The organism is Saccharopolyspora sp. 6V (assembly GCF_020176785.1).
GTDB lineage: Bacteria > Actinomycetota > Actinomycetes > Mycobacteriales > Pseudonocardiaceae > Saccharopolyspora_C > Saccharopolyspora_C gregorii.
In genome coordinates, this window is record NZ_JAIUKB010000079.1 from 1 (window position 1) to 11837 (window position 11837).

At 70.9% G+C, this 11837-nt stretch carries 12 protein-coding genes; 3 read left to right on the forward strand and 9 right to left on the reverse strand.

Translation table 11 applies throughout. The features are described 5' to 3' along the window. Positions 1–96 precede the first annotated feature (96 nt). On the reverse strand, positions 97–546 hold the full coding sequence (locus tag LCD35_RS16260) for a MarR family winged helix-turn-helix transcriptional regulator (RefSeq protein ID WP_224960339.1): 450 nt from the start codon (positions 544–546) through the stop codon (positions 97–99). A gap of 210 nt (positions 547–756) precedes the next feature. Between LCD35_RS16260 and LCD35_RS16265 the strand changes: the two genes are divergently transcribed. Then, a complete protein-coding gene (locus LCD35_RS16265) occupies positions 757–1545 on the forward strand; it encodes an SDR family NAD(P)-dependent oxidoreductase (protein ID WP_224966960.1) in 789 nt (262 codons plus the stop codon). Positions 1546–1595: 50 nt separating this feature from the next. Here the strand turns inward: LCD35_RS16265 and LCD35_RS16270 are convergent, their stop codons facing one another. Continuing rightward, a complete protein-coding gene (locus LCD35_RS16270) occupies positions 1596–2525 on the reverse strand; it encodes an alpha/beta fold hydrolase (RefSeq protein ID WP_224960335.1) in 930 nt (309 codons plus the stop codon). 151 nt (positions 2526–2676) lie between these two features. Here LCD35_RS16270 and LCD35_RS16275 point away from each other — a divergent pair, with 151 nt between their 5' ends. Together LCD35_RS16275 and LCD35_RS16280 are read left to right on the forward strand one after the other, a co-directional pair. Next, positions 2677–3282, forward strand: coding sequence for a TetR/AcrR family transcriptional regulator (locus LCD35_RS16275; protein ID WP_224966961.1), 606 nt, complete (start codon positions 2677–2679; stop codon positions 3280–3282). A 439-nt stretch (positions 3283–3721) separates the two neighbouring features. Continuing rightward, positions 3722–4267: a Pycsar system effector family protein gene (locus LCD35_RS16280; protein WP_224960331.1), complete on the forward strand. Its 546-nt coding sequence runs from the start codon at positions 3722–3724 to the stop codon at positions 4265–4267. 4 nt (positions 4268–4271) lie between these two features. Here the strand turns inward: LCD35_RS16280 and LCD35_RS16285 are convergent, their stop codons facing one another. The 7 genes from LCD35_RS16285 to LCD35_RS16315 all read right to left on the reverse strand — a co-directional run bounded on the left by LCD35_RS16285 (position 4272) and on the right by LCD35_RS16315 (position 11830). Next, on the reverse strand, positions 4272–4928 hold the full coding sequence (locus LCD35_RS16285; RefSeq protein WP_224960329.1) for a Crp/Fnr family transcriptional regulator: 657 nt from the start codon (positions 4926–4928) through the stop codon (positions 4272–4274). Positions 4929–5135: 207 nt separating this feature from the next. Continuing rightward, positions 5136–6068 carry a heme o synthase gene (locus tag LCD35_RS16290; RefSeq protein ID WP_224960327.1) on the reverse strand — a complete coding sequence of 311 codons (933 nt, stop codon included), beginning with the start codon at positions 6066–6068 and terminating at the stop codon, positions 5136–5138. Next, positions 6065–6442, reverse strand: a complete 378-nt coding sequence (locus LCD35_RS16295; protein WP_224960326.1) for a DUF3817 domain-containing protein — start codon at positions 6440–6442, stop codon at positions 6065–6067. Before LCD35_RS16295 ends, LCD35_RS16290 begins: the two co-directional genes overlap by 4 nt. 117 nt (positions 6443–6559) lie before the next feature. Continuing rightward, a complete protein-coding gene (locus tag LCD35_RS16300; protein WP_225044415.1) occupies positions 6560–7666 on the reverse strand; it encodes an LLM class flavin-dependent oxidoreductase in 1107 nt (368 codons plus the stop codon). A gap of 373 nt (positions 7667–8039) precedes the next feature. Then, positions 8040–9383 (reverse strand): lysine N(6)-hydroxylase/L-ornithine N(5)-oxygenase family protein, encoded by a 1344-nt coding sequence (locus LCD35_RS16305; protein WP_224960321.1) that lies wholly within the window; start codon positions 9381–9383, stop codon positions 8040–8042. A gap of 66 nt (positions 9384–9449) precedes the next feature. Then, positions 9450–10283, reverse strand: coding sequence for a siderophore-interacting protein (locus LCD35_RS16310; protein WP_224960319.1), 834 nt, complete (start codon positions 10281–10283; stop codon positions 9450–9452). A 125-nt stretch (positions 10284–10408) separates the two neighbouring features. Further along, positions 10409–11830, reverse strand: a complete 1422-nt coding sequence (locus tag LCD35_RS16315) for a DHA2 family efflux MFS transporter permease subunit (RefSeq protein ID WP_224960317.1) — start codon at positions 11828–11830, stop codon at positions 10409–10411. Between the last annotated feature and the right edge of the window lie 7 nt (positions 11831–11837).

An 11837-nucleotide genomic window follows, 5' to 3' on the forward strand; every position in this document is an offset into this window, starting at 1 on the left:
GTGGTTGTGTTGGTGGGGGCCGTGGCGGGTTTGTCTTAGTCTGCTGTCTCGCGCTGCTCCCTGCCCCTCGGGGTCCGTTCACTCCCGATCGGGGTGTCAGGCCCGGGCGGTGACCCGGTGGAAGGCGTCGACGAGGTCGCCGAGTTCGGGGACCTGTTCGGCTTCGGCGAGGGTCTTCTCGAGCGCCGCGTCGTGGGTGGGCCGCGCCTGCTCGAGGAGCGCGCGGCCTTCGTCGGTGAGTTCGGTGTAGATGCCCCGCCGATCGTCCTTGCACAGGATCCGGGTGAGCAGCCCCCGGTCTTCGAGCCGGGTGACGAGCCTGGTGGTGGCGCTGCCGCTGAGCGCGGCGGCGCGGCTGAGCTGCTGCATGCGCATGTGCCAGCCGTCCTGCCTGCTGAGCGCGTCGAGGACGGTGTACTCGACGACGGACAGCCCGTGGTCGGCGGTGAGCGCCTTCTCCAGGGCGGATTCGAGCATTCCGTGCAATGCGGCGAGGGTGCGCCAGCCTTGTGCCCGCACTTCGACCGCGTCGTCGGCGATCCCCACGCCACACCTCCTACCGGCGAGCTCGACGGGTGAGCTCACTCTCCCCACCACCATAGCAGCTTGCGCAGATAGAAAGCGCCTGCAACTATTTAGCAAGCGCGTGCAACTACCAGCTGAAGCCGCATTTCTTCCCACGCACGCCGAAACACCCGCATCACCCCGCGCCCCAGCGGGAACCCCGTGGCGAACACCCGAGGAGAGCGAACACCGATGAACACCGACATGACCGGCCGCACCGCCCTGGTCACCGGCTCCACCAGCGGCATCGGGAAAGCCATCGCGGCGAGCTTCGCCCGCGCCGGAGCCGACGTCGTCGTCAACGGCCGGTCCCAGGACCGGGTCGACGCCACCGTCGAATCGCTGCGCGCCGACACCGGCGGTTCGGTGCGCGGCATCGCCGCGGACATCGGCACGGCCGAAGGCGCCGAAGCGCTCATCACCGAGCTGCCCGACGTGGACGTTCTCGTGAACAACGCCGGGATCTTCTCCGCCACCCCGGTCTTCGAGATCAGCGACGCGGAATGGTCCCGGTTCTTCGAGGTGAACGTGCTCTCCGGGGTGCGCCTGGCCAGGCACTACACCCCGCGCATGGTGCAGCGCGGCTGGGGCCGGGTGATCTTCATCAGCAGCGAGTCCTCGATCTTCATCCCCACCGAGATGGTGCACTACGGCATGACCAAGACCGCGCAGCTGTCCGTGGCGCGCGGCATGGCCCAGGAGGTCAAGGGCACCGGCGTCACCGTGAACAGCGTGCTGCCCGGCCCGACGCTGACGCCCGGCGTCGCGGAGTTCATCGCCAGCCGGGTCGGCGACGACGTGCCGTTCGAGGAGGCGGAGCGCCGCTTCATCGCCGAGGAGCGCCCGAGCTCGTTGCTCGGCAGGCTGATCCGCCCCGACGAGGTGGCGAGCCTGGTGCTCTACGCCGGATCGGAGGCCGGCTCGGCGACGACCGGGGCCGCGCTGCGGGTGGACGGCGGCGTCGCCCCCTCGCTGGCCTGAGCGGTGCCGCGGAACCGGCGGGCGGTCGAGCCCACCGGATCCGCCGCTGCTCAACCGCGGTACTCGGCCAGGAACGGGCGCATCGCGGCGAGCATGCCCACCGGATCCTCCTCCGGCACGTAGTGCCCGGCACCCTGCAGCACGACGCTGGTGACGTCCGTCGCGACCGCGCCGATCTCGGCCGCCATGCCTTCCCCGATGGACTCCGAACCGGCGATCGTCAGCACCGGCAACGTCAGCTTCCGCTCACGCCGCACCAGGTTCTGCTCGATGATCGAATCGATGGCGCGGTAGTAGTCGAAGCTGGCCCGCAGTGCCTCCGGGTCGCGCAGCGCGTCCACGTAGACCTGCACCGCGTGCCCCGGGATCGACGTCGGCGTGGCGGCCTTCGTGGCGAACTGGTGCCCGAAGTAGACGTCCTCCCGTCCGCGCACCAACCGCTCGTTGATCTCCAGCGCGCGGTTGAAGTTGAAGTGCCACAGGAGATCGCTGGTCCGCCGGTCGGCCAGCAGCGGCGGTGACTCGGACAGCCCGGGCACGATCGCCTCCGAGAACACCGCCCGCTCCAGCACCTCCGGGTGGTCGGCGGCCAGCGCGTAGCCGGTCCAGGCACCGATGTCGTGCGAGACGAGCGCGAACCGCTCGTGGCCGAGCTCGCGCATCAGCTCCACCAGATCGGTGGCCAGCGTCCCGGAGTCGTAGCCGGCGGCGGGCTTGTCCGTCAGGTTCACGCCGCGCGGGTCCACCACCACGACGGAGAACCGCTCGGCGAGCTCCGGCAGGACGAAGCGCCACTGGTACCAGTTCTGCGGCCAGCCGCCGAGCACCAGCAGCGGCGGACCGTCGCCACCGCTCAGGTAGTGCGTGCGCAGACCGCCCGCCGTGGCGTAGTGGTCCCGGAAGGTCTCGGTGAAACCGTCCGGCAGCAGCGGCGCCGAAGCGAGGGAACCGGGGCCGTGCGGAACTTCGGTTGAGGTCACGAGGAAACTCCGTGTTCGACGAAGGAGGGGAACCCGGCCGGTACCGCTCGGCGCCTAGCGGACGGCTCACCTGGGTGGCCGGGCCGGCCGGTACGACCTACACTAGCCATGTTGGAACGATCGGTCAAACATGCCGGAGGGAGTGCGCCAGATGGCAGGACGCAAGCAGTTCGACGTCGACACCGCCCTGGACGGAGCGATGCACGTGTTCTGGGAGCACGGCTACGCCGAAGCCAGCCTCAGCAGACTGCTCACCGCCACCGGGCTCGGCCGCGGATCGCTGTACTCCACCTTCGGCGGCAAGGACGAACTGCTCCAGCGCAGCGTCCGCCGCTACGCCGAACTGTTCGCCGCGCCCATGTCCGCCGCCCTGCGCTCCCGCCCGGACGACCCCACCGCCGCCGTCCGCGCGTTCTTCGACACCGTGCTCACCCGGCTCGCCGACCCCGAGGTGCCCGCCGGCTGCCTGATCACCCGGCTCGCCGCCGAAACCGCCGACCTGGACGCGCCGGTGCGCGAGGTCGTCGCCGGCGCCCTCGCCGGGCAGCGCGCCGAGATCCGCGCCGCCCTCCGGCCCGCCGAAGACGCGGTGCCCGCGGAACGGCTCGACGACCTGGCGCTGTACGCGGCCGCGATCAACCAGTCGCTGACCGTGCTGCACCTCGCCGGGACACCGGTGGCCGAACTGCGCACCGTCGCGGACCTCGCTTACGAGCACATCGCGGCGGCGCTGGCCACGCCGCCGCGAACGGAGTGAACGGACCCTTCGACCAACAAGATGGGACGAACGGTCCGTTCACTCCGCTCCGGAGCCACCGAACTTCGAGTCAACGGACCGTTCGACCAACAGGACTGGACACACGGTCCGTTCACCCACGCGCGGCGGCGCCCCGCACCGACGGGAGGCCCGTGGAGTGAACGGACCGTTCGACCAACAAGATCGGACAAGCGGTCCGTTCACTCCACAACGGCGGGGCTCGGAAAGAGGCAGTCGCTCGCCGCCGCGGTGCACCGGTCGCGCCGAGTGAACGGACCCTTCGACCAACTAGATGGGACGGACGGTCCGTTCACTCCAACACTGGGGCGGAGTGTGGCACCCCGTACCTCGCTCTGTGTCGTCTGACGCAGAATCCGGACACCAAGAGTGCTGAACTGGTCACGCAACGAGATCGACCCACCGCAGGGAGGACTCCGCCATGGCCCGCCGCACCGCACCTCGTCCCGCTCCGCAGCCCGAGCCCGCCACCGACGACCACCTCACCCCCGAGCAGGAGCTGGACGTGGCGCTGCGCACCGCAGGTGACTTCCGCACCTGGATCTCCGGCGCCGACACCAAAGCGGGACTGCTGATCCCCGCACTCGGCATCGGCATCGGCGGCGCGGGCAACGCCATGTCCGGGTCCCACGCCGCGGCGCTGCAGCACGGCCCGCTGCGGGCCGCGTCGCTGGTGCTGCTGGGGCTGCTGCTGTGCGGGGCGCTGGGCGCGCTGCTGCACCTCGCGGCCGTGCTCACGCCGCGCACCGGCGCTCCGGCCGGCGGGGCGAACGCGTTCGCCTTCCCAGCCTTCCGCCCGGCGCACGGAGCCACGGCTACCGAGCTGTGCGCGCAGGCCTGGCAGCAGGCGGAGGCGCTGGCGCAGATCGCCGCCACCAAGTACCGGCGCCTGCGCATCGCGCTGCACTGCTCCTGCGGGGCGCTGCTGGCGTTTCTGGCGTGGACGGCGCTGCTCGCGGTGCGCTGAGCCGCTACTCGAACCCCGCGTGCTGGGCGAGCAGTTCTCGGTCCAGCACCGCGATCCGGCGCCGCCGCGTGTCGACGGCGCCGCGGTCCCGCAGCTCCCGCAAGGCCCGCGCCACCGTCTCGCGGGACGCGCTGGTCGCGGCAGCCAACTCGGCCTGGCTCAACGGGATCGCGATCGCGTACCGGCCGGGCCCGTCCGGCACCCCGTGCTCGCGCACCAGGTCCAGCAACAGCCGGGCCAGCCGCTGCCCCACCCCGGACGAGGTGAACTCCACCCGGTACCGGTCGGACTCGCGCATCCGGGCCACCACGCCGACCAGCAGCTCGAACATCACGTCGGGGTGTTCGTGCAGGAACCGGCGGAACTCGGCGCCCGGCACCACGTCCGCCTGCACCGGCCCCAGCGCCGTCACGGCGGAAGCCCGCGGTCGCCCGTCCACCGCGGAGAACTCGCCGATCACCGAGCCGGGCCCGCGGATCGCGAGCACCGTCTCCGCGCCCCGCGTCGACATCGACCACACCTTGACCTGGCCGCTGCGGATCAGCAGCACGTGGTCCGACCGGTCCCCCACGCCGAACAGGACGGCACCTCCCCGCCACCGCCGGGACGTGCCCACCGACCGCAACGCGGCCACCGCCGCCTCGTTCCACCGCTCGCCCATGCCGCCCCCGCTCGCGCGCCTCCGCGGGGTTCCACGCACCCCGGCACTCCGCTGCAACCCGGTGGCCGAGTGCGGCCGACCATGGTCGTGGAGGACCCGAGCTTGGCAGGCGTGGGCCGGGCTCGGCCAGCACCCGGACGAGGAGCGGTGCGAGAGGCCGCCCACCACACCGACGTCCCGGCCGGACGCGACCGCGTGCGACCGACGTCAGCTGAAGGTCGGCAGGCCCACCGCGGCGTCCACCGCGATCGCCACGAACAGCACCGCCAGGTACGAGTTCGACAGGTGGAACAACGTCATCGGATTCGTCGCGCGCCCCTGCCGCACCGAAGCGTGCAGCCGCTGCGCCACGATCAGGAACGCCGCGCCGGACAGCACCGCGATCGCCACGTACACCCAGCTCGTCGCGGGCACCAGCAGCAGCGTGGAGGCGACCGTCGCCCAGCTGTACACCAGGATCCGCGCCGACACCTGCCGCGGCGTCGCCACCACCGGCAGCATCGGCACCCCGGCCCGCGCGTAGTCGTCCCGGTACTTCATCGCCAGCGACCAGAAGTGCGGCGGCGTCCACAGGAACACGACCGCGAACATCACCAGCGCCGGCCACTCGACCTCGCCCGCCACCGCGGCCCAGCCGATCACCACCGGCATGCAGCCCGCCGCACCGCCCCACACGATGTTCTGCGAGGTGCGGCGCTTGAGCAGCAGCGTGTACACGAAGACGTAGAACAGGATCGCGGCCAGCGACAGCACCGCCGCCAGCAGGTTCGCCCCGATCGCGAGCACCGCGAACGACACGGCGCCCAACACGATCCCGAAGATCAAGGCGTGCTTGCGCGGCACCTCGTAGCTCACCAGCGGACGGCTGCGGGTGCGGTGCATCACCGCATCGATGTCCGAGTCGGCCACGCAGTTCAACGCGTTCGCGCTGCCCGCCGACATGGCGCCGCCGACCAGCGTCACCAGCACCAGCCACGGCGACGGGATGCCGCGCTCGGCCAGGAACATCGCCGGGATCGTGGTGACCAGCAGCAGCTCGATGACGCGCGGCTTGGTGAGCGCGAAGTAGGCGGCCAGCACGCCGCGCCGCTTCGCAGTGGTGGTGGGAGCTGCTTCCGCCTGTTCGGGAACGGCCGTCATGAGCTCGTCGACCCGGTCGTCGCCGCGGCCTCGAACGGCAGCGGTTCACCACCGGTGCGCAGCCGGTGCCACAGCACCACCTTGCGCTCCGCGAAGAACGCGCCGAGCGGGATCGTCCCGGCCAGCAGCACCAGCAGCATCCGGCCGTACGGGATGCGCAGCTGCACCGTCGTCACCAGCGCGACGAACAGGTACACGATGTAGAGGTAACCGTGGCCGATGCCGATCGTGGTCGTCCACGAGTCGCCCATCAGCTGCGCGGACGAACCCTCGGGCCACAGGTATTTAAACACCATCGCCAAGCACAGCAAGATGAGCAGCACCGCTGTCACGTACGCCATGACCCGGTATGCGGCCAGAACGCCAGGCTTCACCACAGATCCCTCAATCCCGCCTCTGCCACGAACACCGGAAACGACCGTACGCCACCACCGGTGCACGCCTGCGCGTGACCTGGCGGGACAGTGGTGCCGGCCACGCGATGGCGTGGCTCAGGACACTCCAGGCAGACCGTAGGCGCGGGCGATCAACTCGTAGGAGCGCAGCTTCGCGTCCCGGTCGTACAGGTTCGCGGTGAGCATCAGTTCGTCGACCTCGGTGCGTTCCCGCAGCTCCTCCAGCTCCGCGTGCACCGAATCCGGCGTGCCGTGGATCGCGTCCGCCAGCCACGAGTCCACGATGCTCTGCTCCACCGCGGAGTACGGGTAGTCCCGCGCCTCCTGCGGGCTCGGCATCCGGCCCGGGTTCCCGCTGCGCAGCCGCAGCATGCTCAACGCCATCGGACGCGCCAGGTCCAGCGCCTCCTGCTCGGTGTCGGCGGCGATCGCCTGCGCGCCGATCATCGAGTACGGCTCGGCCAGCACCTCGGAGGGCTGGAACGACTTCCGGTACAGGTCCAGCGCAGGCAGCGTGTTGCGCGCCGAGAAGTGGTGGGCGAACGCGAACGGCAACCCGAGCGCGCCCGCGACCTGCGCGCTGAACCCGCTCGAACCGAGCAACCACACCGGCGGCGCCTGCCCGTGCGGCACCGAACTCACCTCGGCGTACGGGTGGTCGGCGCTGAAACCGTCGCCGAGGAACCGCAGCAGGTCGCCCAGCTGCTCCGGGAAGTCGTCCACCGACAGCGGGCCGCTGGTGCGGCGCAGCGCCCGCGCCGTCCCCTGGTCGGTGCCGGGGGCACGGCCGATGCCCAGGTCGATGCGGCCCGGGTGCAGCGCCTGCAAGGTGCCGAACTGCTCGGCCACGACCAGCGGCGCGTGGTTCGGCAACATCACCCCGCCCGAACCGAGGCGCAGCGTGCTCGTCGCCGACGCCAGGTGCGCGATCACCACCGGCGGGGAGGAGCTCGCGATGCCCGGCATGCCGTGGTGCTCGGCGACCCACAGCCGGTGGAATCCCCAGCGCTCGGCGGCCCGGGCGAGTTCGGTGGTGGTGGCCAGCGCCTCCCCCGGCGTCGTCTGCGCGCCGACGGGCGCGAGGTCCAAGATCGACAGCGGCACGGCCGAGCGGCCGCGGGCGGTGCCGCGGATCGGGTCGGGCCGGGATGCGGGACCGCCGGCCTCGAGGGCGGTGCGGTCCGGGTTGGCGACGGTGTCCATCGCCGCTTGCAACCATCCGGCGGCGTGGCTTTGTTCCCGGGCCGCTGTGCGGGTGCTCACACGCCCGGACGCGGGTGAACGGACCGTTCGTCCGATCTAGTTGGACGAAGGGTCCGTTCACTCTCTCCCGGGTTCGGTGGAACGTCCGGGCGCCGCCGGTTCGCCACGGCCCGCCGCCGGAGTCAACGGACCGTTTATCCGATCTAGTTGGACGAAGGGTCCGTTCACTCTCCCCCGGGCAAGGCAGGCCGGTGAGCGGGAGCCGGGTGAACGTTCACCCGCCCCACGCGGCAGGTCCGTGGGCGGGGATCAGGTGAACGGACCGTTCGTCCGATCTAGTTGGACGAACGGTCCGTTCACTCCCCCGCTCGGGTCAGGCCCGGTCGCCGGTGAGCGCGTAGTCCGGGTGCGCAGCCGGGGCCGGCGAGCTGCGGTGGCGCAGGATCGACTCGCGGATGTCCCCGGCCCGCACCGCACCGTTCGACAGCAGCGAGGAGGTGATGCCGTGGGTGTGCTCGGTCCCGCCTTGGAAGTACACGCCGCCGCGCACGCTGCCGGTGGTGCGCACCCGGTAGTCGCGGTCGACCTGCACCTGCCCGTCGCCGTCGCGGAGGCATTCCTCCCAGGTGCGCCCGAGGAACCGCCCAGGGTCGCCGGGACGGCAGCCGGTGGCGTAGACGAGCACGTCGGAGTCGAGGACGGTGCGCTCCCCGGTCGGGAGGAATTCGACGGTGACGGCGACGCCGTCGTCGGTGGCGCGCACGTCGACGATGCGGGAGGCGTTGAGCATCCGCAGCCGTTCCTCGCCGCGCACCTTCTCCTGGTAGGCCCGCGCGTAGAGCTGCTCGATGAGTTCGAGGTCGACCACCGAGTAGTTGGTGTTGCGGTGGTAGTCCATGAGCATCTGCTTCACCCCGCTCGGCGCGGTGTAGAAGTGGTCGACCGCGTCAGGGTCGAAGATGCGGTTGGCGAAGGGGCTGTCGTCGGCGGGAGTGTGCCCGTACCGGCTGAACACCGAGCAGACCTCGGCGCCGGTGAACGTGCGGTGCAAGTAGTCGGTGACCTCGGCGGCGCTCTGACCGGCGCCGATGACGGTGAACCGGCGCGGTTCGCTGTCGCGGAGTTCGCCGACGCGGTGCATGAGTTCGAGGTTGTGCCACACGCGGTCGCCGAGCTCGGCGCCGGGCGGCAGGCTCGCTTCGAGCCCGACGGCGACCACGATGTTGCGGGCGCGGCTGGTGGTGACCTGGCCGGAGCCGTGCCGCACGAGCACTTCGAAGACCTCGCCGTCCTGCACGGGCCGCACGTCGATGACTTCGGCGTCGTACTGGACGAGGTGGTCGAGCCTGCCCGCGGCCCACTCCAGGTAGTCGTGGTATTCGACGCGGGTGGGGAACATCGTCTTGTGGTTGATGAAGTCGACGAGCCTGTTCTTGTCCTGCAGGTAGGACAGGAAGGAGAAGTCGCTGGCGGGCTCCCGCATCGTCACGAGGTCCTTGAGGAACGAGACCTGCATGGTGGTGCCCTCGATGAGCATCCCGCGGTGCCAGCCGAACTGCGGTTTGCGTTCCAGGAAGCTCGCGTCGAGCCGTTCGCCCTCACCGCATCGGCGGTTGTGTTCCTCGACGGCTACGGCCAGCGCTAAGTTGGAGGGGCCGAAGCCGATGCCCAGGATGTCCTGGACGTGGCCTTGCACGTGGGTCGGAGCCGCAGACACGGTTGTCCCTTCGCCGGTACCCGGTCGGTGTCGCGCGCGGGCACGGTGGAATCCGCAGACCGCTCGTCAGTCGCGGTCGTGGTTGTATCGATCGTGGTAGTCGGTTTCGGCCATGCCGGCCTTCCAGTAGCCGATGGCGAGCACCGACGCGGGGTCGAACCCGCGGTCCTGCCGCAGGTGGCGGCGAATTCCGCGGACGACCCCGGATTCACCGGAGACCCAGGCCGACACGTCGAGGGTGTCGGGGATGTCGAGGTCGCGGACCGCGTCGGCGAGCAGGGTGGAACGCCCCGCGGGGATCCCGTCGCGGTGCAGCCAGGTCATCCGCACGTTCGGCGGGCATTCGATGTGCTGCTGGTCGCCGCTCCCGCCGACTTCGAGGAAGACCTGTCCGCTGGCGGTGATCGGGAGCTCTTCGATGATGGAGGCGATGGCCGGCATCGCCGTCTCGTCGCCGACCAGCAGGTACCAGTCGGCTTCCCGGCAGGTGCGCCCACCGGGTCCGAGCACGCCGAGGTAGTCGCCGGGTTCTGCGCGGCGCGCCCAGGACGCGGCGACACCGTGTTCCCCGTGCATGACGAAGTCGATGTCCAGCTCGCCGCGCTGCTCGTCGTAGCGGCGCACCGTGTAGGTGCGCATGGTGGGTCGTTCGTGCGGTTCGGGCCAGTCGTAGCGGCCTTCGTCGTTGAGGACGGGGAGCACCGGGCGATGCTGACCGGGTTGCGGAACGAACACCTTCACGTTGGGCCCGCTGTGCTGCTCGCGGAATCCGGTGAGTTCCTCGCCGCCGAGGGTGATGCGCCGCATGGACGGCGAGAGCTCCGTCGTGCGCAGCACTTCCAGCGTGCGGGTCGGCGGACGGCGGTGTGCGCCGCGTCGGGGTCGGTCCGCTGTCGTCATCGGGCCTGGCGTTCCTTCCTCACTGTCTCCAGAACGATCACTGGAATTAAGGCTAGCCTAACCATAGAACGTCGGGATGTCTTCATCCGGTGGGCCAGATCTCGCCACCCGCTCGGGCGGAACCGTCAGCCCCGCCCGGCGGGCACCGCGTCGGCCCCGTCCCCGGCTTCGGCCGCGCGACCAGCGGTGGTGCGCAGTTCCGCCGGGTTCTTGATGCGCAACGCCACCAGGACGCCGAGCAGCGCGAATCCGGCGGAGACGAGCATCGCAAAGTGGTAGACGCCCAGCGACCCGGAAGATCCCGCGCCGCCGATCGCCAGCACCCCCGCCGTCACCGCCACGCCCAGCGCCGAACCGACCTGGCGCTGCACGTTGAACAGTGTGGAGGCACCGCCGGTGGCGGTGGCGCTGATCGTCGCGAACGCGACCACCTGCAACTCGATCGAGGCGGCGCCGACGAAGAAACCGGAGGCGAACTGCACGACGCCCGCCGACAGCGGTCCGGTCACCAGGTTCATCGCTGCGAACGACCCGGCCGCGCCGAGCATCGCCACCGCGATCAGCAGCCGCGGACCCCACTTCGGGTGCGCCCAGGTCACCGCCTGCGAAGCCACCATCAGCCCCACCGCCTTCGGCAGCGTCACCAGGCCCGTCTCCCACGGCGAGGCGCCCATCCCCGTCTGGTACATCAACGTGAACCCGTAGAGGGTGCCGAGGAACCCGGCCACGCACGTCGCCAGGATCAGGCTGGCCCGCCGGAACGAGGCGTCGCCGAACAACCGCACGTCCAGCATCGGCTGCCGCGACCGCAGCTGGCTCACCACCAGCGCCACCAGGCAGCCGAGGCCGACCGCGCCGGCCAGGTAGAAGTGCGGCGAGCCGGGCCCGCGCATCGACACCGCGTCCAGCGCGTACATCAGCAGCCCCAGGCCGGGCGCGGCGAGCGCGAACCCGACCAGGTCGAACCGCTTGTGCACCGATTCGACGTGCTCCCGCAGCCGCAGCGCTCCGTACACCAGCGCCAGCACCCCGAACGGCACGTTCACGAAGAAACCCCACCGCCAGGTGAGCTGCTCCACGAACAGCCCGCCGAGCACCGGCCCCAGCGCGGGGGCGACGGCGGTCGGGATCACCAGCACCCGGGACAGCTTGATCCGCTCCTGCGGCGGGTAGGCGCGGAACAGCATGGTCAGCGCCACCGGGCTCAGCACCCCGCCGCCCGCGCCCTGCACGATGCGGGCGAGGGTCAGCTGGGTGAGGTCCTGCGCCGCCCCGCACAGCGCGGAGGCCAGCACGAACGCGCCGAACGCTGCCAGGAACACCTTCTTCGTGCCGAACCGGTCGCCGAGCCACCCGGACACCGGGATGCACACCGCGAGGCTCACCAGGTAGCCGATGTTGATGGCGCTGGTGGCGCTCGGCGGCACCCCGAACTCGGCGCCGATGGCGGGCAGCGCCACGTTCACGATGGTGGCGTCCATGCCGTTCATGAACATCGCGGCGACGTAGACGACGCAGACCGCGACCTTGGGGTCGTTCACACGCATTGGTTTC

What these genes read in the sequence shown, in the direction of transcription:
- LCD35_RS16310 (WP_224960319.1), bottom strand. Translation starts at nt 10,283, where the DNA reads ATGACGACAGCGGACCGACCCCGACGCGGCGCACACCGCCGTCCGCCG.
- LCD35_RS16265 (WP_224966960.1), top strand. Translation starts at nt 757, where the DNA reads ATGAACACCGACATGACCGGCCGCACCGCCCTGGTCACCGGCTCCACC.
- LCD35_RS16280 (WP_224960331.1), top strand. Translation starts at nt 3,722, where the DNA reads ATGGCCCGCCGCACCGCACCTCGTCCCGCTCCGCAGCCCGAGCCCGCC.
- LCD35_RS16290 (WP_224960327.1), bottom strand. Translation starts at nt 6,068, where the DNA reads ATGACGGCCGTTCCCGAACAGGCGGAAGCAGCTCCCACCACCACTGCG.
- LCD35_RS16275 (WP_224966961.1), top strand. Translation starts at nt 2,677, where the DNA reads ATGGCAGGACGCAAGCAGTTCGACGTCGACACCGCCCTGGACGGAGCG.
- LCD35_RS16285 (WP_224960329.1), bottom strand. Translation starts at nt 4,928, where the DNA reads ATGGGCGAGCGGTGGAACGAGGCGGCGGTGGCCGCGTTGCGGTCGGTG.
- LCD35_RS16315 (WP_224960317.1), bottom strand. Translation starts at nt 11,830, where the DNA reads ATGCGTGTGAACGACCCCAAGGTCGCGGTCTGCGTCGTCTACGTCGCC.
- LCD35_RS16300 (WP_225044415.1), bottom strand. Translation starts at nt 7,666, where the DNA reads ATGGACACCGTCGCCAACCCGGACCGCACCGCCCTCGAGGCCGGCGGT.